15 protein-coding genes are annotated in these 23054 nt (G+C 45.6%); 7 read left to right on the top strand and 8 right to left on the bottom strand.

Going from position 1 to position 23054, the window contains the following annotated elements:
* The first annotated feature begins 15 nt into the window (after positions 1-15).
* From CPIN_RS28530 to CPIN_RS28510, 5 genes are all read left to right on the top strand, one after another.
* A complete protein-coding gene (locus CPIN_RS28530; protein ID WP_012793355.1) occupies positions 16-2151 on the top strand; it encodes a glycoside hydrolase family 97 protein in 2136 nt (711 codons plus the stop codon).
* 136 nt (positions 2152-2287) lie between these two features.
* A complete protein-coding gene (locus CPIN_RS28525; RefSeq protein ID WP_012793354.1) occupies positions 2288-2737 on the top strand; it encodes a thioredoxin family protein in 450 nt (149 codons plus the stop codon).
* Complete coding sequence (locus tag CPIN_RS28520) at positions 2721-3668, top strand: FAD:protein FMN transferase (RefSeq protein WP_012793353.1); 948 nt, start codon at positions 2721-2723, stop codon at positions 3666-3668. The genes CPIN_RS28525 and CPIN_RS28520 overlap by 17 nt, the downstream gene beginning before the upstream one ends.
* 2 nt (positions 3669-3670) lie before the next feature.
* Positions 3671-3898: a DUF4266 domain-containing protein gene (locus CPIN_RS28515; protein WP_012793352.1), complete on the top strand. Its 228-nt coding sequence runs from the start codon at positions 3671-3673 to the stop codon at positions 3896-3898.
* 25 nt (positions 3899-3923) lie between these two features.
* A complete protein-coding gene (locus CPIN_RS28510; RefSeq protein ID WP_012793351.1) occupies positions 3924-5117 on the top strand; it encodes a DUF3570 domain-containing protein in 1194 nt (397 codons plus the stop codon).
* 47 nt (positions 5118-5164) lie between these two features.
* Here the strand turns inward: CPIN_RS28510 and CPIN_RS28505 are convergent, their stop codons facing one another.
* The 8 genes from CPIN_RS28505 to CPIN_RS28470 all read right to left on the bottom strand — a co-directional run bounded on the left by CPIN_RS28505 (position 5165) and on the right by CPIN_RS28470 (position 11040).
* A complete protein-coding gene (locus CPIN_RS28505; protein WP_012793350.1) occupies positions 5165-6232 on the bottom strand; it encodes a saccharopine dehydrogenase family protein in 1068 nt (355 codons plus the stop codon).
* 60 nt (positions 6233-6292) lie between these two features.
* On the bottom strand, positions 6293-7243 hold the full coding sequence (locus CPIN_RS28500) for a bifunctional helix-turn-helix transcriptional regulator/GNAT family N-acetyltransferase (protein WP_012793349.1): 951 nt from the start codon (positions 7241-7243) through the stop codon (positions 6293-6295).
* A gap of 457 nt (positions 7244-7700) precedes the next feature.
* Positions 7701-7916, bottom strand: a complete 216-nt coding sequence (locus CPIN_RS28495) for a helix-turn-helix domain-containing protein (RefSeq protein WP_012793348.1) — start codon at positions 7914-7916, stop codon at positions 7701-7703.
* 2 nt (positions 7917-7918) lie between these two features.
* Complete coding sequence (locus CPIN_RS28490; protein ID WP_012793347.1) at positions 7919-8542, bottom strand: DUF2975 domain-containing protein; 624 nt, start codon at positions 8540-8542, stop codon at positions 7919-7921.
* Positions 8543-8713: 171 nt separating this feature from the next.
* Complete coding sequence (locus CPIN_RS28485) at positions 8714-9148, bottom strand: DoxX family membrane protein (RefSeq protein WP_012793346.1); 435 nt, start codon at positions 9146-9148, stop codon at positions 8714-8716.
* A 162-nt stretch (positions 9149-9310) separates the two neighbouring features.
* Positions 9311-9886 carry a hypothetical protein gene (locus tag CPIN_RS28480; protein ID WP_012793345.1) on the bottom strand — a complete coding sequence of 192 codons (576 nt, stop codon included), beginning with the start codon at positions 9884-9886 and terminating at the stop codon, positions 9311-9313.
* A gap of 15 nt (positions 9887-9901) precedes the next feature.
* Positions 9902-10291 (bottom strand): hypothetical protein, encoded by a 390-nt coding sequence (locus CPIN_RS28475; RefSeq protein ID WP_012793344.1) that lies wholly within the window; start codon positions 10289-10291, stop codon positions 9902-9904.
* Positions 10292-10431: 140 nt separating this feature from the next.
* Complete coding sequence (locus CPIN_RS28470; RefSeq protein ID WP_012793343.1) at positions 10432-11040, bottom strand: response regulator transcription factor; 609 nt, start codon at positions 11038-11040, stop codon at positions 10432-10434.
* Between the two features lie 512 nt (positions 11041-11552).
* Here CPIN_RS28470 and CPIN_RS38795 point away from each other — a divergent pair.
* Positions 11553-21968, top strand: a complete 10416-nt coding sequence (locus tag CPIN_RS38795) for a T9SS C-terminal target domain-containing protein (RefSeq protein WP_012793342.1) — start codon at positions 11553-11555, stop codon at positions 21966-21968.
* An 85-nt stretch (positions 21969-22053) separates the two neighbouring features.
* Positions 22054-23031, top strand: a complete 978-nt coding sequence (locus tag CPIN_RS28460) for a PorP/SprF family type IX secretion system membrane protein (protein ID WP_012793341.1) — start codon at positions 22054-22056, stop codon at positions 23029-23031.
* Positions 23032-23054: the final 23 nt, after the last annotated feature.

The following is a 23054-nucleotide window of genomic DNA, read 5'->3' as shown; positions in this document are numbered from 1 at the left end:
ACAAAACTACACCGCATGCGCAAAACGTTTATTTTCATCTGTTGCCTTTTCCTTTGGAAAATGGCAGCTGCACAGGAACTGCTTTCTCCGGATAAAAATCTGCAGTTACAGTTCTCTATAACGGACAACGGAAAACCCACCTATCAGTTGACCTATAAAGGAAAAGCCGTGATCAAGCCCAGTCACCTCGGACTGGAACTGAAAGCAGATGCTTCCTTTATCGATAGCTTCGAAGTAGCCGGCAGTAAAGCTTCCACATATGATGAAACCTGGGAACCGGTATGGGGTGAGGTGAAGGAGATCCGTAACCAGTATAATGAACTGGAAGTGAACCTGCATCAGCTGTCTACCGACAGGACGCTTATCGTACGTTTCCGTTTGTTCAACGACGGACTTGGTTTCCGTTATGAGTTTCCGCAGCAGAAGCACCTGGCTTATTTTGTGATTAAGGAAGAGAGAACGGAGTTTGCGCTGGCAGGAGATCACAAGGCTTTCTGGTTACCTGGCGACTATGATACACAGGAATATAGTACGGTGACTTCCAATCTCTCGGAAGTGAGAGGGAAAATGAAAGATGCTATCACGCCTAATGCATCACAGGCTCCTTTTTCACCAACCGGGGTGCAAACACCGTTGATGATGAAAAGTAAGGATGGATTGTATATCAATATTCACGAAGCAGCATTGATTGAATACTCCGCGCTGTCTCTGGAACTGGATGATAAGAACTTCGTATTGAAATCTGTTCTGACGCCCGATGCGATAGGCGACAAAGGTTATCTGCAGGCGCCCTGTAAATCGCCGTGGAGAACGGTCATTGTGAGTGATAAAGCAGGTGATATCCTGACTTCCAAACTGGTATACAATCTGAACGAACCTCCGAAATATGCCGATGCCGCCAGTTGGATCAAACCGGTAAAGTATGTGGGCGTATGGTGGGAGATGATTACCGGTAAAAGTACCTGGGCTTATACGGATATTGAAAATGTACAGCTGGGTGTGACTGATTTCTCCAAAACCAAACCTAATGGTAAACATGGGGCTAATACAGCACATGTGAAAGAATATATCGACTTCGCTGCGGAGAATGGATTTGATGCGGTACTGGTAGAAGGATGGAACCAGGGATGGGAAGACTGGTTTGGTAAAACGAAGGATTACGTGTTTGATTTTATCACCCCATACCCTGATTTTGATGTACAGGAATTACATCGGTATGCGGCGTCAAAGGGTATCAAGATCATTATGCACCATGAAACCTCGTCTTCTGTACGCAACTATGAGCGCTTCATGGATACTGCCTATCAATTTATGGTGAATAATGGTTATAATGCCGTTAAAAGCGGTTACGTAGGCAATATTATTCCGAGGGGAGAACATCACTACGGACAATGGCTGGTGAATCACTACCTGTATGCAATCACCAAAGCTGCGGAATATCATATCATGGTAGATGCACATGAATCTGTACACATGACCGGCTTATCCCGTACTTATCCTAACCTGATCGGACAAGAATCTGCACGTGGTACGGAATATGAAGCATTTGGTGGTAATAATCCTGATCATACTACTATCCTGCCGTTTACAAGGCTGATTGGTGGTCCGATGGATTATACGCCTGGTATTTTCGAAATGAATGTCAGTGCATATAATCCTGATAACAGCTCTAAAGTAAACAGTACGCTTGCCCGTCAGCTGGCGCTGTATGTAACAATGTACAGTCCGTTACAGATGGCGGCAGATTTCCCGGAAACCTATCGCAAACATATGGATGCATTCCAGTTTATTAAAGACGTAGCGATTGACTGGGAGGATACAAAAGTGCTGGAAGCAGAACCGGGAGATTATATTACGATTGCCCGGAAAGCAAAAGGGAAGAACAACTGGTTTATAGGTAGTACCTGTGATGAGAATGGACGTGTCTCAAAAATCAACTTTGATTATCTCGATGCCGGCTGGAAGTATATAGCGACTATTTACAGTGATGCAAAGGATGCGCATTATGCGAAGAATCCGAAAGCATATACTATCAAAAAAATGGTAGTGACCAATAAAACGGTGTTGTCGTTGCCGTGTGCACCTGGAGGCGGTTATGCTATAAGTGTGATGGAGGCGGATGATGATGCGATAAAGGCACTGAAGAAGTAAAAGAAATGATTTATATAAAAATGGGGTACAGGCTGTTTGCCAGTACCCTATTTTTTTTCGTCAGTGAGCATCTGTATTTGGGTTCAGTTTTTCTTTAGAATCGGGGCTTACATTCGTTGTAGTTAAAATTGCAGTTATGCGGGTGATGAATGTTCTGACTGGAGGATTAGTTTTTTTACTAATGTCATTTACAGTTTGGGAGCCGGATTTTGAGGTAGCGAGAAAGACGGCGAGGGACAAAAACCAACTTATTTTGTTAAATTTTTCAGGATCGGATTGGTGTGGGCCCTGTATCAGATTAAGAAAAGAGATATTTGACAGTGAACAATTTATAAAAATGGCGGATACCACACTTATAATGGTAAACGCAGACTTCCCCCGAAATAAGAAAAACCAACTTGAACGCCGGGTGCAGCAGCAAAATGAATCGCTTGCTGATAAGTATAACCCTGGCGGTAAATTTCCTTACACTGTTTTGCTAAATGCTGATGGTAAAGTCATCGCCTCCTGGGACGGGTATCCTAAAACAGATGCTGCACATTTCACAGAAGACATAAAAAAGCTTTGTGATGCAAACACACACTGAGAATGTGTTGACCGCATTTCGCAGATCTGTGCGACTGATGGGCAATGCTTTTGAGATTACTGTGGTGGCAGAAGATGAATCATGGGCAACCGCTAAGATAGATCTTGCGGTTGCAGAGATCCGGCGTATAGAATCTTTATTAACAACATTTAGCGATGATAGTCAGACAAACCAGATCAATTGTCAGGCGGGTATTGCGCCTGTACATGTGGATCGGGAGATTTTTGAGCTTATCCGACGGTCAATCAGGATCTCTGGTGTGACGGACGGCGCCTTTGATATTACTTATGGTTCCATAGACAAGCGCTTGTGGAATTTTGACCGCTCTATGACCAGTTTACCAGATGAAGCAACCGCTAAGTCAATGGTTAGGCTGATCAACTATCGGCATATACTATTGGATGAGGCCAACAGTACCGTCATGCTGAAAGAAAAAGGTATGCGCATCGGCTTTGGTGGCATAGGAAAAGGGTATGCAGCTGAAATGGCAAAGGCATTATTACAACGGGAAGGTATACAAAGCGGTATTGTAAATGCGTCGGGAGATCTTGTTACCTGGGGCTATCAACCGGATGGCGCTCCCTGGACAATTGGTATTGCGCATCCGGACCATGCGCATCTGCCATTTTCGTATATGAATATAACAGGATTGGCTGTTGCGACCTCTGGTAATTACGAGAAGTTTGTCGTGATCGGAGGTACGAAATATTCTCATACAATTAATCCCAGAACCGGACTACCGGTTAAGGGAATTAAGAGTGTAACTATCATTAGTCCTAATGCAGAAATCGCTGATGCCATGGCGACACCCGTAACAATTATGGGTATTAGGGCGGGTCTGAATATGATCAATCAGATTCATTATCTCGGATGTATCATCATTGATGATGAGAATAAAATTTATACATCACAAAACATCAATTTAAAATGAATATGGAAAGGAGATCTTTTCTTATGTGGCCCATGGTCGCATGTTTTGCGGTGATGGCATTTGCTTCCTGCACAACTGTAAAGGAATATCAGAAGAACAGGTTAAACGATGCGGAAATGGTATCCGGTAATCGTAAGGTCGAAAAAACAGAACTAAGCTTTCAATCCTACCGAGAGGGCTCTTCCGGTGCTAACGCGGGTAAGAGTGGTGGTGGATGTGGTTGTAACTGATTGTTAAGAATAAAAGCTTGTATCTATGAGGAGAATTTTTTTCACTGCCGCAACCATCTTGTCATTATTACGTGTACATGCGCAACAGCAACACCAGGAGACAGGATATGAAAGCAGGAAGCTGAAAGTAGACGAGATCAATCTGGTATCAAGTTACTATAGCCAATCTGGAAATAACGCTGCTGTGACGGGAGGGATCGGCTCCCAGCACCTGACTGATATCGCTAATGTTTTTGACGTCAGATTATTTAAGTATGACAAGAAGCAACGCAAACATACTTTTGACATTGAAGTGGGAATTGATCACTATACGTCCGCTTCTTCAGACAAAATAGACCTGAAAGCCAATTCTTCTGCTTCTCATGCTGATACGCGTATTTATCCTTCGCTGACCTGGTCAGTTGAAAATGAAAAAAAGGGCAGTACTTTCGGTATTGGCGTATCTTCTTCTACAGAGTTCGACTATCAGTCATTTGGCGCGAATATCAGTTTCGCGCAAAAGACAAGAAACAGAAATGGAGAATTCTCTGCGAAATTACAGACCTATCTTGACCGTGTCAAATTAATTACCCCGGTAGAACTCAGAAATACGCCTTATGGAGAAGAGGACGATCATTACGCGACTACTAACAGAAATACATATGCTGGCTCTTTATCCTATTCGCAGATTATTAACCAGCGTTTTGAGGTAACATTGCTGGCTGATCTAGTGAGTCAGCATGGCTATCTGGGATTGCCTTTTTACAGGGTATATTTTGCAGATGGGTCGGTACACCAGGAGAATCTTCCTGACAACAGGCTAAAGATACCACTGGGTGTACGTGCGAATTATTTCATTGGCGACAGGTTTATTATAAGGGCTTATTATCGTTTCTATACTGATGACTGGGGGCTTACTTCGCATACCGCTAATATAGAATTGCCGGTTAAAATAACGCCTTTCTTCTCGGTGAGTCCTTTTTACAGGTATTATACACAATCGGCTGTGAAATATTTTGCGCCATATCAGCAGCACACAGCAAAGGATAATTATTATACCAGTAATTATGATTTGTCTAAGTTCAACAGTAGCTTTTTCGGAGCAGGTGTGCGTATCGCGCCGCCGAAAGGTATATTAGGAATGCACCACTTTAATATGCTGGAATTAAGGTATGGACATTATGTGAAGAATATCAATATGAACGCAAATATTGTTTCATTGAACCTGCGTTTTAAATAAAATTCATCCGGTCAGACTAGCTTTTCCGTCTGACCGGATGATATATGTTAATGTTTAAGTGTTCGTTTCACCCCGTCTATCTCCATAATCAGATCCGGCCCGTATGCGCTGGAAGGCGTCTGATAACCAGGTTTATAATTACCGCTGATGATCTTCTTTGCAATGACCAGGATGCTGAATGCGGTCAGCGAATACGCTTCCGGTGTTTCCATGTTGGCTTCTACTGACTCCCCTTTGGCGTTGGATACTTTCCCCCATATATAACTGGTGGCTTTATCACGTGTTTGTTGATTGGGGCCGGCGGACTGCATTTTCAGTATCCCCATAATGATACTACGCATGAAGGATGTTTTCAGTAACCAGTTAAAGACGGTTTGTCCTTTCAGGAAATACCAGGCAGATTTATTGATCGCGGTGAAGGTGCGGATATTAGGAATGCGGGTCGAATACCAGGCGGTGCTGATATCTCCCCAGGGAATGCTCATAACGAAGACCGGTTTTTTATATCCCGGGAAGCGTACAGACATCCCTTTTTTACCCATGGGCTCATATACGATCTTGTTATCCTTTCTGATAGCGCCGGGTGTACCCAGTTTATGTAGTGTACTGATAGAGGTACCACGGGAGAGCGCACTGCCTATTACGGCAAATGCGATGGTCAGTTCGTTGGCGTCGGGTAATTGTTGTTTCAGATAGAGTGCGAGGCAGTCGGTCGGTACTACGTCAAACCCTGCGCCGGGTAATATCATGATATCTTTACTTTTTGCTGCCTGATCATACCCCTGCAACATTTCAAATACATCCAGGTCTCCGTTGAGATCGATGTAATGGGTATTGGTAGCGATACAGGCATCGATCATCGGTTGTGCGGTTATATGATAAGGACCGGCAGCCTGGATGACCAGTGCGATATCTGCAAGGGCAGCGTTGAGAGCGGTGCTGTCATGCAGTTCGACGATACGGAAAGGTAATTGTAATTCTTTTGCGAGGGCTTCGATCGCGTCTTTTTTACGGCCGGCAAGGATAGGTTGCAGACCATATTGAGCGGCATATCTGGCAATGAGTTCGCCGGTATAACCATTCGCTCCATAGAGCAATATACTGTTACGTTGCATGGAGGGAAAATACACGATAACCCGGAAACTACAAATAATAGTTTCCGGGAATATATGATCCTATAATACCCGCTCCATCTGGATATTGCAGCGTTCGTAAGGAGATGTATGTCCGATGACGCGTTCAAATCCCAGTTTGTGATAGAGGCTGATAGCGGGCTTTAAGATGGTATTACTTTCGAGGTATACCTTCTTTGCGCCAAGCGATCTGGCTTTATCCAGGATGGCATTTCCCAATAGCCAGCCGATGCTTTTACCCTGTGCGGCAGGAGATACGGCCATTTTTGCGAGTTCGTACTCATATTCCGGATCCTTCATTTTGATAAGGGCACAGACGCCTACCGGTTTGTCCTCATAGAGGGCAACAAATATATGGCCGCCGTTGTCAAGAATATATCCCTGTGGATTGTCAAGGGCTTTATAATCCGCTTCTTCCATTGTAAAATAGGTAGAGATCCATTCTACGTTAAGTTCTTTGAATGCCTGCTGATAGGCGGGGGTATAGTCAACGATCTGTACTTTCCGGCTTTCTCTTTCCTTTTTCTGCTCCTGTACCCTGCGGAACAGGCTTTTTTGCTCCAGCAGGAATTCCCACTCTCCAATGGCTTCCCAGAGGTCATTACGCGTATTGGCAGAAATGGCCTCAATGGCGGCGTTGACGTCGGTATACTGTGCATCGATCTTATCAGTGATCTCTTTTCCTTTGGGAGAGAGGCTGACCATGTTCCGGCGGCCGTCGGTTTTGTCTTTTTTTTCCTTTACCAGCCCTTTATCCACCATTTCACTGATGATTTTACTCACAGAGGGGTGGGAGTGGCCTATTTCTTTGGCAATGGCGGTAATTGTATTTGCTTCTCCTCTGGACAGTACGTAAAAAACCGGCCACCATTTGGGGTTCATGTCAATACCGTATTGCTGGTAGATCTGTGCTGCATCTTCAGTGATCATGTCTGTCAGCTGGCGTAGCCTGCTGCCGATGGCAAGTTTGCCGATGGTGTCGTAAAAGCTCATAATCGAATAATTGTGTAAGTAATTATGTAACTGGTTACGCAAATGTAGAAAAAATTAGGAATTATCAATTAAAAATTAAGAATTCAGGGGAAGGGGATTGAGGAATCAGGGAAAAATGGAAAGTGTTTTCCAATGAGAGAAAAACGTTAATGTCAGATAAGGTTATGTAGTTAGTTTGATATTATTCATCCTTCGTTCATCCTTCGTTCATTGAACGAAGGATGAACGAAGGATGAATAATATCAAAGCATTATCAAAGCATCGATATACTATATTATAGAGCCGAATTAATATTAAACTTTTTTGCTGATCATCTGGGACCGGGACACATACTTTATACACGAAGTATACATGCTTAATACATGCTTAATACAGGGAGTATCTCTTAAAAAAGCGGGCCGCAGGTGCAAAATAGCTCACCCTTGCAATATAGCCCTTTAAGTTATTCGCAGTGTACTTAATGTTTGTTTTCTGCTGTGTACTCCAGTAGATCTCCCGGCTGACATTGTAATGCAGCGCAGATGGCATCCAGTGTTTCCAGGCGTATGGCTTTTGCTTTGCCGGTTTTCAGGATGGAGAGGTTTGACATCGTGATATCTACTTTCTCACTCAGTTCAGTTAGGGACATTTTCCTTTTGGCCAGCATGACGTCAAGATTTATGATGATGGGCATATTTATACGGTTAATTCGCTTTCAGTCTGCATTTCCAGGCCACGTTGATAGACCACTGCGATGATCCAGATAATAAGTCCGGTGATGATGCCTGAACCTATTTCTATGTTCAGTGAAAACTGAAGCGAGGATGCAAGATTATGCATAAACCTGCTGAAAATGGCATAATGCAATATTTTGAATACGTCAGCAGCCACAAAAAGGATGGAAAGCTGCTTCAGTAATACTACAATTTTAGAAGTAAACGGACGTTCAGGATCCAGGGCATTGAAGATATTCATAAAGGTTCTGAGGATCAGCAGCCATATGACAAATTTGATGGCGCTGTATAAGTGGGAGTAACTGCCAAGACCTGAAAACGGCTTGACGTTCAGTATGTATTTGTTCTGGACCGCCGCATAGGCAATGGTGCTGTCTGCCGTAAAATGCCGAATAGCCGGCTGGTCGGTTTTGGCAAAAGATATTACTTCATGGGTCAGTCCACCAGGTATACCATTGGCAGCGGAGTTACCTGTAACGAAAAAGAATATCCATAGGGAGGTTAGCAGGATCGCTATTAGTAAGGTAAGATAATAGGTAGAGGTAATCAGTATGTTCAGGATCTTGATGATGGATTTAGGCTTCATACATATTTGGGTTTATGCCTCAAAGGTAAATGTAAGTTTATTACAAATCAAAATAAATTTATCGATTTACAATAAATGATTGCTGTTTTGGGGTAAATGTCAACATAAAAAAGCCTGTCATAATACCGGTAGGCATCCTGACAGGCGGTTATAATCGCAAAATGAAAAGGCTTATTTCAGGTTATCGATGCTCCATTTATAGCGGGTGACGGAGCCCAGTAAGGCGGCGGCGCCTGCACAGGTCCATACGGCATAATTCAATGGCGCTTTCGGACCAACGCTAAAGGTCATGGTCAGGGCGAAGGCGATCATCAACAGGAAGGCGCCCCATGCTGCGATCCTGGTTTTATAGCCGACCAGGAGCATCAGGCCCAAGATGATTTCTGCAGCGGTGGCTGTTATGGCCAGTATGCTGCCTAAGAGGGGGGGCGCGTAGGCATTCAGTGTATTGGAGTAGGCGAGGAAGTGGTCCCAGTCTCCCCAGGATGTATTCGGAGAGCCCGGAGGCCCCCAGAGACCGAATCTGTCAGCTACGGCAGAGAAAAGTGATACGGCGAAGACGATCCGTAGAAATAGCTGTGAGAAATTAACTGAGCTGGAATTCATTGTCTTATCGTTTTGGAAATATAAAGTTCGACCTGATTGTACATTAAAATCTTGTTCCTGATTAAGAAATTATTCCTTTAAATGTATATAGCATCCATATACTGTTCTCAGCGAAACAGCATACAGATGCTATGTAGTGTTTATAAAAAGGGGTAATAAGGTCTAATTTGCCATGATCAGTGCAGTGATCAATGCTCCGATAGCTACGCCGCCTATACCGAATTTTAAGGCCCTTGCGTTCCGTTTTCTACGTTCCTCTTCCAGCATTTTCCGGGATTCTTCCAGCAGCTTTTGTGTTTCAACAAGACTGGAGGTGGCTTTGTCAAGAGAGGAGGAGATGCCTTGCAGACTTATACTCGTTTTGTCCATAAAGGCGAGCGAGTTATTGGTCAGCGAATCCATCTGGTGTTTCATCTGCTGGTAATAAAACTCTTTTGTCCGGAGCATGGTATCCTGTTGTCGTATCATGCTTTCGTAGCTGTCCATGATGCCTTTAAAAGAGGAGCTGCCCTGGCGTGTTTTATCGTAGTATTTTTTGTAGATACTGAAGGTGTTCTTATTGACAATAAAGGCGGTATCGCAATGTATCAGGAGGGTATCGCCTCTGTAAATACTATATACGCTTGTGCCGGAACTGTCTTTGAACGTCTTGAGCATGTCCTGGCTGTATCCCCGCTGCACGGCAAGGCAGAGGAACAGCACAAGCAGCAGCTTGTGGTGGATAGATAATGGTTTCATATGTTGGTTATCAGTTTACAGGGGTTTTACATCAATGGGAGGAAGACTGTCTGTAGCTTTCAGTTCTTCTTTGAATGTTTTGACTTTTGCATTCAGTTCATCAACGGTCTCTTTCAGTTTGGCATTAGATTTTGCTTCCTCGATCTCTTTTTTGGTGTTCAAAATAGAGACGTTTGCCTGTATGTTCTTGATGTAATATTTGAACTTATCTACGTCTCCCTGCAGGGAATCCAGTCTGGCCCGGGAGGCATTGATATAGTTCAGCGCTGTGTCAATATTTCTTTGAGAGGCTTCGATGTTGTTCTGAATTTGTTTTAACTGGCTTTTCTCAAAGAAAGTAATGAGTGCGTTAATAACGGTTAATGCAAGTACAAGATAGATGACAATTCGTAGTGGCTTTTCCATTTAGAAAGGTGATTTGGGGCAATGAATAATGTTATGATGCAGCCTGGGGTTATGGCCGGGTAACGAAGTTATGACTATTATTCAAATGGTAAAAATATAATTTATTAAAGTGAAAGCCCCTGTCACAGGGGCTTTCGTCGTTATGCAAGTTTGCGTATACCGTAGGTTCTGACCTTGTCCAGCAGTTCTACTATAGAGTTGATTTCCAGCTTCTTGAAGATGCGGGTTTTGTAAGTACTCACAGTAGTAACCTGGAGCTCCATATGAGCGGCAATTTTCAATAGCGGCAATCCCTGCGCCAGCAGGTTCATGACTTCTATTTCCCGGCTGGAAAGTTGTTCCAGCGGGTTGGTGAATGCCGGACGTAAGGACGATAAACGTTGATGTCCGGGTACCAGGATAGAAATAGTCAGACTGATATCTTCTTCAGACGAGTTGTTACTCAGATAGCCATCTGCTGTTTCAAACAGTACGTCGACAATTCTTGTTTTTTCTTCACGGGAAGAGAACAGCAATATCTTTGTGGCACGGTGCTTTTCTCTCACCATTTTCATCATCGACAAGGTATCATTTCCTGGTAGATGTCTGCTTAGTATGAGCAGGTCGAATGGTTGCTGTTCCAGCGCTGAAGCCATTTCAGCGGGCGTCTCCACCATCATGACGGTCACGGGTGCGGGTAGCATAGAAATAATCTGAGACAGGCCACATCGCATGATGGAGGGTTCATGGGCAATAAGGATATAGTTCATTCACTAGCGGATAAATAGGATATAAATAGGTCTATGGTTACTGCGCCTGCTGCATCAGGCATATTGAACAAAGTTATAATATTTTGTTAAGCGACGGTAATGACAGGCTGTAGTAATTGTACTACAAACATGTCAAATATTTACTATACATGTTTGAGGGAGGCTACAGTAATTTTGTCGGGCAAAGCTATACCCGTTTTCGTACAGGCGTTTTGTGCAGCTGCTAAAGATACTATACCGAGATACTATAAGATACTATGTTGTTGATAGGAGAAAACTCACAAAAGACACCCGATCCTGTGAAAGTGTAACCTGTGCAGTAAAGAGTAAAAATAACCTAAGACGGAAATAATGTAAAGGACACCTGTATCCTATGTGCCTGTGCATGCCCGTTCATCATCACAACACTATTCTTACAGCAAATTATTGCAGGAACGTATTGTTCCTGTCCGGGAATACTATTTCCATGCCAGAGACAGCTGGATGGAGGTTTTATCACTTATTCAATACAGATGGATAAATTTTACAAAACAAAATTTGCCCTTCTCTTTCTTCTTGCCGGCTTGTTCGCCACACCGGACAGCCGCGCGGAAGGATCGAAGGATTTGTACCCCAGTGGGGCAGGAGGAGGACGTGCATGCCTCGTTTCCACCAGTGCTACCAAAGTGGGATGGTCACTTACTAACACAGGGGTGCACTATGCCTATGTTAACGCCGGAGAAACAATTGGCGCTGCCAGTAGCGCGCAGGGGATCGGCTCAGGACAACTTGTATTTACAGCTCCCGATGGTACTGTGTACTCTTCTACGGTAGGTTCCACTACTGTAGGACAAATTTCAAACAGGGCTGCGGAAATTGCCGGACCCTGGTCCGGTTATACGCCGTTTACAAGGGTTGCGGGCGCAGGACAAACAGGTTTATGGAAGGTTGAGTTTCTGTCCACGTTGCCTTCAAATCAGATTACTGAGGGGGCTGGTGCCAACTGGACCGCCGATGAAAACTGGATACAGAATGGTGCCTCCAGCGCGATCTGTGCATGGGATGTATCTGTAAGAAGCGCAGGCGCTGTTATGCAGACGGGTAGAGTATATACCAACGTGCTCAATATGTACGTTCAGCACAATGACTATCGTGCTAAGCTGTATGTATTAACGAACGACGGATATTTATTTAAGGTAAATAATAATGGACTGGACGGTCTTGGTTTTGTAGGTTTTGTGAATAACAAAGGTCTCACGAAGAGTGGCGATGATAAAGACCCGCCTTTGTATAAAAGTAAAGACGGGACTGCCTATAATACGGATATTTACACGTGGGACCCTAGAAAAGACGACGGTAGTTACAGTGTTACCCATAAAATGTTTTATCAGGTGCCTGATGCGACCTTACCGGCATCAGCACCTCAGCCAGGCGGAAAGACGACCTGGTTAAACGTGCCGAAAGTAATACCTACTATTTCCAATATCTCTGTGGATGGGGTAGAGGGTACTTCCGGACAGGTGAGTTCAAAAGGTGCTTATATTAAGTTTGATGCGAACACCATCGGAACGTATCGTATAACACTGGAAGGTACTGGTGCGTTTGTGACCAGGAAAATCACCGGAACAGCCGCAAAGGGAGCGAACAGCATTTTCTGGGATGGTAAAGATGGAGCGGGAGTAGCGCCTGCACTTGGGGTTGCAAACGTTGTAGCCAAAGTACAGTTGCAGGGTTCTGAAATTCACTTTCCATTTATCGATGTGGAGACTAACGAAAATGGTCTGATCATCGAACAGCTAAAAGATGACCATGTTACGGTAGAGAGTGATATCGTGTATTGGGCGGATTCTACTTTTACCGGCGGTGCGGGTATTGCAAGTAATCCACTGATCAATGGTAATGAAGGCAGTGGTATTTCCAGTAACAGTAATGGTCATAAATGGGGCCTGGATTTCGGTAACAACAGGACGATGGACACCTGGACCTATATCTTGGGTGACGTCGCCACTAAAAATACTTCACTTAATATAGTACGTGCTGACCTGGCGATCCAAAGTGTCGGGCCAAGTGTTGGCGGTACTACACAAGTATATCAGGGACAGTCTATCAACTACCAGGTAGTTGTTGTAAATAATGGTCCGAGCGATGTAACCGGTGCGCCTTTTGCGATAAAAGTGCCTGCCGGTTTTACTATTGCCAGTGTAAGTGATGTGACATATACTACCGGTTGCGGTGCTGTAAACAATGCAGCATTGACGGGTGGTAATTATTCCGCATTACTGGACCTGCCTAACGGCTGTATCATTACCTTTACTTTTAAAGGTACTCCTTCTACAACTGGTGCGATCAATATCGAGACCAGTATCATGCGTCCGAAAGACGTAACCGATCCGGATGCTACCAACCCGGATGCAACCATACCTCCGACAGATCCACACGTGGAATGTAAAAACGGTGGTACCACTGAGAATTGTAATAACATTAAATATAGCAATACCGTATCAGCGATCCCCAATGCAAATATTGTGGTGAACAAGACGACTGCTGCTACCAGTTATACGCCTGGTGGAACGGTGATCTATACTTTCACTGTTACCAATACTTCTACGACTAATCCGGCCAGAAATGTGCGCGTGATTGACGATGCGCCGGGCAGTACAACGATCGGCAACTGGACAGCGGCCTTTACTACAGGTTCAGGTACTTTACCTGCTGCCAGTGGTACAGGTAATATCGACCAGACAATTGCAAACTTACCAGCTGGTGCTGTTGTAACATACACCGTGACGGTGAATGTACCTGGTGGTTTCACCGGTACCCTGCAGAACACTGCCAGTGCATCATCAGCTGATGATGCTGTCACTGGTGATAATACCAGTACGACACCTCCTATTCCGGTTGTGCCGAGAGCAAATCTAGTGGTATTGAAATCTGCCGGTGCAGGCAGTTTTACTCCTGGTGGTGCGGCGATCGTATATACCATCGACGTGACTAACAACGGTCCGGATGATGCCATAAATGTGCATGTGACCGACAATATTCCTACCAGCGTCACTGGTATGAGTTGGACCGCTTCTGCAACAGGAGGAACAACCCTTCCCTCAACTTCCGGAACAGGTAGTATCGACGAAATCATCTCTCTTCTTGGAAATGGACGCTCGGTTAGATATACTGTTACCGTGACGACATCTGCTGCATACAACGGAGTACTGATTAACAGTGCTTCTGCTACCAGTGATCTGTTGGATCCGTTACCTGGTGATAATACCAGTTCGGTAACAACGCCACCGAACCGACTGTCAGATATCGGTGTAGTGAAATCGACTACTGCGACGACCTTTGCGCCTGGTGAAGATGTAACCTATACTTTTACCGTTACGAATAATGGTCCGAGTGATGGAAGTAATGTATCCGTGATCGATAATGCTCCAACGGGTACAACGATCAAATCATGGACAGCTGCTGTAACGACAGGTACGGCAACACTGCCATTTACCTCCGGCACAGGCGATATTAATGAGACTATTACCGAACTGCCATCTGGTTCAGTTGTAACATATACGGTTGTTCTCGGGACTGCGTCAAACTTTAGTGGTAACCTGAGCAACACTGCTACAGCGACCAATGCGACTGACCCAACAGCGACTAACAACTCCAGTACGACAGCGGGTATTACCCCAACACCAAAAGCAGATATCGCTGTAGTGAAATCTACAGCTGCGACCACTTTTGCTCCAGGTGAAGATGTGACCTATACCATTACCGTTACCAATAATGGTCCGAGTGATGCCACCACTGTAAGCGTGATTGACAACGCACCAACCGGTACGACGATCTCGTCCTGGACAGCGGTAGCAAGTTCTCCAACTATTAACCTGCCAAATGTTACAGGTGCTGGTGATATCAATGAAGGTATCCCTGTACTGCCAAGTGGCGCGGTAGTGACTTATACTGTTGTGGTATCTACACCATCCGGATTTACAGGTAACCTGATAAATACTGCGAATGCGACATCCGCAGATGTAAATGATCCGGTAACAACAAATAATACCAGCACTTCAACACTTACACCAACACTGAAAGCAGATATCGCAGTTGTGAAAACAACTACCTCGACTTCTTATGCTCCAGGTGAAGATGTAATTTATACTATCAGAGTGACCAACAATGGTCCGAGTGATGTAAACAATGTGGCAGTGGTTGATAATGCGCCGGCAGGTACGATCATCAAATCGTGGAATGCGATGATAACCAATGGCGTTGTTACCTTGCCAGTTACTTCTGGTACCGGTAACATCAATCAAACCATCACGAAAATGGGGAATGGTGCGCAGGTGACTTACAATATACTTGTATCTACGCCGTCCAGCTTTACTGCTAACCTGAGCAATACGGCTTCAGCTTCCAGTCCGGCAACAGATCCGACACCTGGTAATAATAGTAGTACCACTACAGGTATTGCGCCAGCACCTAAAGCTGATATTGCTGTAACGAAATATAATAATGCGTCAACCTTTGTTCCAGGTGAAGATGCAAACTATCTCATCAGAGTATGGAACAATGGTCCGAGTGATGCAGCAAACGTGGTAGTGATTGATAACGCACCAACAGGTACGACTATCAAGTCATGGACAGCTGTTGTTAATACAGGTACTGTAACATTGCCTGCTACCTCCGGTACAGGTAATATCAATGAGACGATCCTGAACATGCCAAATGGCGCTGTAGTAGACTATACAGTTATCGTATCGACACCAGGTAGTTTCACCGGTAACCTGAGCAACACTGCTTCCGGTTCCAGCGACGCAACTGATCCTGTGTCTACTAATAATAGCAGTACAACCACCGATATCACGCCAGTTCCGACTGCAGATATCGCTGTAGTAAAAGCTACTACCGCGACTACTTTCGCTCCAGGTGAAGATGTAACTTATACTATCACCGTAACGAATAACGGTCCGAGTGATGCAGCAAACGTAGTAGTGACTGATAACGCGCCGGCAGGTACGACTATCAAGTCATGGGCTGCTGCTGTAACTACTGGTACTGTGACCTTACCAGCTGCTTCCGGCGCCGGTAATATCAGCCAGACCATTGCGAAGGTGCCAAACGGCGCGGTAGTGACTTACACTGTCGTAGTAGCAACACCATCCAGCTTCACAGCTAACCTGAGCAACACTGCTTCCGGTTCCAGTGATGCAACTGATCCGGTGCCTGCAAACAACAACAGCACCACCACAGGTATCGCACCATCACCCAAAGCAGACATAGCTGTAGTAAAATCAACTACTGCAAGCAGCTTTGCTCCAGGTGAAGATGTAACTTATACTATCACCGTAACCAATAACGGTCCGAGTGATGCAGCAAGCGTAGTAGTGGCTGATAACGCACCAGCAGGTACGACTATCAAGTCCTGGACCGCTGCTGTAACCACCGGTACTGTAACGCTGCCTGCTACCTCCGGTACAGGTAATATCAATGAAACCATCACGAACGTACCAAATGGCGCGGTAGTGACTTATACTGTAGTAGTAGCGACACCAGCCAGCTTCACTGCCAACCTGAGCAACACTGCTTCCGGTTCCAGTGATGCAACTGATCCGGTGCCTGCAAACAACAACAGCACCACCACTGGTATTGCACCAGCACCAAAAGCGGATATTGCTGTAGTGAAATCAACTGCTGCGACAAATTTTGCTCCAGGTGAAGATGTAATTTATACTATCACCGTAACGAATAATGGTCCTAGTGATGCAGCAAACGTAGTAGTGGCAGATAACGCACCAACCGGTACGACTATCAAGTCCTGGACTGCTGCTGTAACTGCCGGTAATGTTACCTTACCAGCTGCTTCCGGCACCGGTAATATCAATGAAACCATCACGAAGGTGCCAAATGGCGCGGTAGTGACTTATACTGTTGTCGTATCCACACCAGCTAACTTCACAGCTAACCTGAGCAACACTGCTTCCGGTTCCAGTGATGCAACAGATCCGGTACCTGCTAACAACAACAGCACCACCACTGGTATTGCACCAGCGCCAAAAGCGGATATCGCCGTAGTGAAATCAACTACTGCGACAACTTTCGCTCCAGGTGAAGATGTAAATTATACCATCACCGTAACGAATAACGGTCCGAGTGATGCTGCAAACGTGGTAGTGATTGATAACGCGCCAGCTGGTACGACGATCAAATCCTGGACAGCTGCTGTAGCTACCGGTACCGTTGCCTTACCAGCTGCTTCCGGTGCTGGTAATATCAGCCAGACGATCGCGAAAGTGCCTAACAGCGCCGTAGTGACTTATACTGTAGTAGTAGCAACACCAGCGAGCTTCACTGCTAATCTGAGCAACACTGCTTCCAGTTCCAGCGATGCAACTGATCCAACACCTGCTAACAACAGCAGCACAACACCAGGTATCACACCATCATCAAAAGCAGATATCGCAGTTGTAAAAGCAACGACTGCCACGACCTTCGCTCCAGGTGAAGATGTAACCTATACTATCACTGTAAGCAACAACGGTCCTAGTGATGCAGCGAATGTAAAAGTGATTGACAACGCACCAAACGGTACGACTATCAAATCCTGGACAGCTGCTGTGAAAACAGGTACTGTGACCTTACCAGCTGCTTCCGGTACTGGTAATATCAACCAGACTATTGCGAAAGTGCCAAATGGTGCAGCGGTAACTTATACAGTTATCGTATCAACACCAGCGAGCTTCACCGGTAACCTTAGCAACACTGCTTCCGGTTCCAGCGATGCAACTGATCCAACACCTGCTAACAACAGCAGTACAACACCAGGTATCACACCATCACCGAAAGCAGATATCGCAGTTGTAAAAGCAACGACTGCCACTACCTTCGCTCCAGGTGAAGATGTAACTTATACCATCACAGTAACGAACAACGGTCCTAGTGACGCAGCGAATGTGAAAGTGATTGACAACGCACCAAGCGGTACAACTATCAAATCCTGGACAGCGGCTGTGAAAACAGGTACTGTGACCTTACCAGCTGCTTCCGGTACCGGTAATATCAGCCAGACCATCGCGAAAGTGCCGAATGGTGCAGCGGTAACTTATACAGTTATCGTATCAACACCAGCGAGCTTCACCGCTAACCTTAGCAACACTGCTTCCGGTTCCAGCGATGCAACTGATCCGACACCTGCTAACAACAGCAGTACAACACCAGGTATCACACCATCACCAAAAGCAGATGTCGCAGTTGTAAAAGCAACGACTGCCACTACCTTCGCTCCAGGTGAAGATGTAACCTATACTATCACTGTAAGCAACAATGGTCCTAGTGACGCAGCAAATGTAAAAGTGATTGATAACGCACCAAACGGTACGACGATCAAATCCTGGACAGCTGCTGTGAAAACAGGTACTGTGACCTTACCAGCTGCTTCCGGCACCGGTAATATCAATGAAACCATCGCGAAAGTGCCGAATGGTGCAGCATTAACTTATACAGTTATCGTATCAACACCAGCGAGCTTCACCGCTAACCTTAGCAACACTGCTTCCGGTTCCAGCGATGCAACTGATCCAACACCTGCTAACAACAGCAGTACAACACCAGGTATCACACCATCACCGAAAGCAGATATCGCAGTTGTAAAAGCAACGACTGCCACTACCTTCGCTCCAGGTGAAGATGTAACCTATACTATCACTGTAACGAATAACGGTCCTAGTGATGCAGCGAATGTGAAAGTGGTTGATAACGCACCAACTGGTACGACGATCAAATCATGGACGGCCGCTGTGAAGACAGGTACTGTGAACTTACCAGCTGCTTCCGGTACTGGTAATATCAACCAGACTATCGCGAAAGTGCCAAATGGTGCAGCGGTAACTTATACAGTTGTCGTATCAACACCAGCGAGCTTTACCGCTAACCTTAGCAACACTGCTTCCGGTTCCAGCGATGCAACTGATCCGACACCTGCTAACAACAGCAGTACAACACCAGGTATCACACCATCACCAAAAGCAGATATCGCAGTTGTAAAAGCAACGACTGCCACTACCTTCGCTCCAGGTGAAGATGTAATTTATACCATCACAGTAACGAACAACGGTCCTAGTGACGCAGCGAATGTGAAAGTGATTGATAACGCACCAAGCGGTACGACTATCAAATCCTGGACAGCTGCTGTGAAAACAGGAACTGTCACCTTACCAGCTGCTTCCGGTACTGGTAATATCAACCAGACGATCGCCAAAGTGCCGAATGGTGCAGCAGTAACTTATACTGTTATCGTATCTACACCAGCGAGCTTCACCGGTAACCTGAGCAACACTGCTTCCGGTTCCAGCGCTGCAACCGATCCAACACCTGCTAACAACAGCAGTACAACGCCAGGTATCACACCGTCGCCAAAAGCAGATATCGCAGTTGTAAAAGCAACGACTGCCACTACTTTCGCTCCAGGTGAGGATGTAACTTATACCATCTCTGTAAGCAATAACGGTCCTAGTGACGCAGCGAATGTGAAAGTGATTGATAACGCACCAAGCGGTACGACTATCAAATCCTGGACAGCTGCTGTGAAAACAGGTACTGTGACCTTACCAGCTGCCTCCGGTACTGGTAATATCAGCCAGACGATCGCCAAATTGCCGAATGGTGCAGCGGTAACTTATACTGTGGTTGTATCTACGCCTGCTAACTTCACAGCTAATCTGAGCAACACTGCTTCAGCGACCAGCGATGCAACAGACAACATACCTGGTAATAATACCAGCACTACTACCGGTCTGACGCCAACAGCGAAAGCGGATGTGGAAGTGGTGAAAACACTGAAGAATACAGCACAGACCACCTTCAAACCAGGTGAAGATGTATTCTACTATATCACTATTAAGAATAACGGTCCTTCAGATGCCAAAAATGTAAACGTAGAAGACGTAGCTCCTGCGGGAACCACTATCTTCTACTGGGGTGTGAACATACTGAACGGTACTGTGTCACTGCCAAACAGAAATGGTAATACTGATATTAACGAGACCGTTGCATTACTGCCAGCCGGCGCTGTGATCAGGTACGAGGTAGGTGTGAAAGTAAACGCAGACCATACCGGCAACCTGACTAACACGGCCACTATCAGCAGCACTACTACTGACGCTGTGCCGGGTAACAACACCAGCACCAGCCCTGCACTGACAGATGCTGCAAAAGCTGACGTGGTGGTAGCGAAAAAACTGAAAGATGCGGCGCAGACCAGCGCTATTGCAGGACGTTCGATGGAATATGTGATCACTGTAACCAACAATGGCCCTGATGCAGCGGCTGTGGTAAAAGTAAAAGATGCAGCTCCGGCAGGTACAACGATCAGCACATGGACAGCAACCGCTGTAAGTGGTACACCTGATCTTACGGAGACTTCCGGCACAGGTAATATCGATGCAGTTATCAATAATCTGCCATCCGGTGCGGTTGTAGCATACAATGTGACCGTACAGATCCCGGGTGATTATAGTGCGGCAACTATCAGCAATACCGCTGCTGCAAGCAGCCAGACAGCTGATCCGGTTACTGCCAACAATAGCTCAACTACACCGGCACTGCCTGTAGTAGCAGTTGCTGATCTTCAGATCAACAAAACCACTGCCGCGCAGGATTATGTACCAGGTCGTACACTTGAATATACTATCGATGTGACGAACGTTGGTCCGTCAACAGCGAAAGGTGTAAATGTAAAAGACATTGCTCCTGCAGGTACCACCATTAATACATGGACGGCTACCGTAACCAGTGGTAATGTAACACTGCCAGCTGACAATGGTGTGGGCGATCTGGATCAGACAATCGCTGTAATGGCTGCTAATACTGTTGTGAGATACAGCGTGATCGTATCCGTTCCGGTTAGCTTCAGAGGCGACATCAGTAATACCGCTACTGTAGCAGGTACTACCACTGATAATGATCAGTCGAATAACAGCAGCACTACTGCTGTATTGAAACCGGTACAGCGTGCAGATCTCGAAGTGACCAAACAACTGAAAGATCCTTCGCAGAAAAACTTTGTAGCAGGTAAAGATGTAGTCTACCTCATTACAGTGAAGAACAACGGTCCAGCACCGGCTACTAAAGTCAACATCAAAGACCAGGCGCCTGCAGGTACTACCATCGGTTCATGGACAGCTACTGTTACCAACGGTACTGTAACATTGCCAAATGCAAGTGGTACCGGCGATCTGAACGAGACTATCACGATAATGCCTGATCAGTCAGTAGTGACTTACGAAGTAGTGGTGAAAACACCAGATACTTACCAGGGCACACTTGTCAACACGGTAGATGTAAGCAGTGAAACCAGTGATCCGGCTCCGACATGTGCCGCTTGCACAGCACCAGCTGTGGCAGCAGATCCATTACCGGAAGCAGACACTGACGACTATGGTAATGTAAGAGCTGATAATCCGGTAACTATTCCGGTACTGAAGAACGATAAGCCGGGTGATAACAACACGCCGCTTGATCCGAAATCAGTAGAGATAGTAACACAACCTGCTCATGGTACTGTTGTAGTTAATGAAGATGGAACAATCGTTTATACGCCTACACAGGGTTATAACGGTCCGGATTCATTCACTTACAGGGTACAGGATCAGAATGGCAGCTGGAGTAACGTGGCTACTGTTAATATGAACATCGTTCCAGATGAAGTAACAGTGCCAAACGTGATCACACCAAACGGTGACGGCGCCAACGATAAACTTGAGATCAAAGGCTTGAACAAATTCGTGCAGAACGAGATCATTATCTACAACCGCTGGAACAACGTGCTTTACAAGAAGCAGAACTACCAGGGTGAATGGGATGGACAAGGTCTGAACGCAGGTACATATTACTATACTTTGAAGGGGCTGGACGCCAATGGACAGTGGCATACCTACAACGGTTATATCATGCTGCTGCGATAAGAATCAGCAAAAGAAAGGCTACCGGCGCCAGCCGGTAGTCTTTACTTAAACGGCCATTTCCCTTCCAACAGTAAAAAAAGAGATTATGACTAGCAAGTTTTACAAGATCATTCTACCTATAATATTCTTCCTATCATTCCAGTCGGCACATGCGCAGCATGACGCGCAATTCAGCCAGTATATGTTTAACGGACTTTATATCAATCCGGCATATGCAGGTTATAAAGAACAGTGGAACCTCAATATGTTCTACCGTACGCAATGGGCAGGTCTTCCCGGTGCACCCAAAACATTTTCTGCTGCAGTTGACGGCGTCGTAAATGATGGCCGTGTGGGTTTAGGTCTGCAGGCAGTTAATGACCAGTTGGGCGCCGAGAAGAACACTGCCCTTTACGGTACGTATGCCTATCGTGTTCCATTGGATGCGGATGGCAACAAACGTCTGGCGATCGGTCTGAGTGTCGGGTTTATCCAGCAACAGCTGAATCTGAAAGCGCTTAATCCGGCGAGCCAGAATGACGCGCTGCTGATGAATGCAAAAGGTACGTCTATGATGCCGGATGCAAGGGTGGGTATCTTCTATAACAGTGAACGTTTTTATGCAGGTGTATCTGCGGATAATATCATCTCCGGATCTTTTCAGAAATCGGATAAACTGAGAACTTATCTGCCACTGAAACCAAACATGTTTTATACCGTTGGTGCGCTGTTCCCACTGTCAGAAAATGTATCCCTGAAACCTTCCATCCTGGTGAAGGAAGACTTCGCGGGTCCGACCAGTGCTGACCTGAACGCTTTCGTGCTGTTTCATGAAAAACTCTGGATTGGTGCTTCTTACCGTACTGCCGTACTTAACAAGGATAAGATCGCAAATTCCCTGAGTAAATCAGGCGCCGTAGCCGGTATGGTTGATTTCTTTATCAACGAGAAACTGCGTATCGGGTATGCATACGATCAGACGACAAACGGTACAGGGGCTAACAGCTTTTCTACGCATGAGGTATCAATCAATTATACCTGGGCTAATCCTAAAGCAAGGATGTTGTCACCGAGATATTTCTAACATCATTGCGTTACAAAAACAGA

The sequence above is a fragment of the Chitinophaga pinensis DSM 2588 genome, from assembly GCF_000024005.1.
Classification (GTDB): Bacteria; Bacteroidota; Bacteroidia; order Chitinophagales; family Chitinophagaceae; genus Chitinophaga; species Chitinophaga pinensis.
Note: the sequence above shows the minus strand (reverse complement) of the source record. Positions and strands in the feature narration are given on the sequence as shown.

Bases quoted from the DNA above. Each gene is read 5' to 3' on its own strand.
- CPIN_RS28530 (WP_012793355.1), top strand. From the start codon at position 16: ATGCGCAAAACGTTTATTTTCATCTGTTGCCTTTTCCTTTGGAAAATG.
- CPIN_RS28525 (WP_012793354.1), top strand. From the start codon at position 2,288: ATGCGGGTGATGAATGTTCTGACTGGAGGATTAGTTTTTTTACTAATG.
- CPIN_RS28520 (WP_012793353.1), top strand. From the start codon at position 2,721: ATGCAAACACACACTGAGAATGTGTTGACCGCATTTCGCAGATCTGTG.
- CPIN_RS28515 (WP_012793352.1), top strand. From the start codon at position 3,671: ATGGAAAGGAGATCTTTTCTTATGTGGCCCATGGTCGCATGTTTTGCG.
- CPIN_RS28510 (WP_012793351.1), top strand. From the start codon at position 3,924: ATGAGGAGAATTTTTTTCACTGCCGCAACCATCTTGTCATTATTACGT.
- CPIN_RS28505 (WP_012793350.1), bottom strand. From the start codon at position 6,232: ATGCAACGTAACAGTATATTGCTCTATGGAGCGAATGGTTATACCGGC.
- CPIN_RS28500 (WP_012793349.1), bottom strand. From the start codon at position 7,243: ATGAGCTTTTACGACACCATCGGCAAACTTGCCATCGGCAGCAGGCTA.
- CPIN_RS28495 (WP_012793348.1), bottom strand. From the start codon at position 7,916: ATGCCCATCATCATAAATCTTGACGTCATGCTGGCCAAAAGGAAAATG.
- CPIN_RS28490 (WP_012793347.1), bottom strand. From the start codon at position 8,542: ATGAAGCCTAAATCCATCATCAAGATCCTGAACATACTGATTACCTCT.
- CPIN_RS28485 (WP_012793346.1), bottom strand. From the start codon at position 9,148: ATGAATTCCAGCTCAGTTAATTTCTCACAGCTATTTCTACGGATCGTC.
- CPIN_RS28480 (WP_012793345.1), bottom strand. From the start codon at position 9,886: ATGAAACCATTATCTATCCACCACAAGCTGCTGCTTGTGCTGTTCCTC.
- CPIN_RS28475 (WP_012793344.1), bottom strand. From the start codon at position 10,291: ATGGAAAAGCCACTACGAATTGTCATCTATCTTGTACTTGCATTAACC.
- CPIN_RS28470 (WP_012793343.1), bottom strand. From the start codon at position 11,040: ATGAACTATATCCTTATTGCCCATGAACCCTCCATCATGCGATGTGGC.
- CPIN_RS38795 (WP_012793342.1), top strand. From the start codon at position 11,553: ATGGATAAATTTTACAAAACAAAATTTGCCCTTCTCTTTCTTCTTGCC.
- CPIN_RS28460 (WP_012793341.1), top strand. From the start codon at position 22,054: ATGACTAGCAAGTTTTACAAGATCATTCTACCTATAATATTCTTCCTA.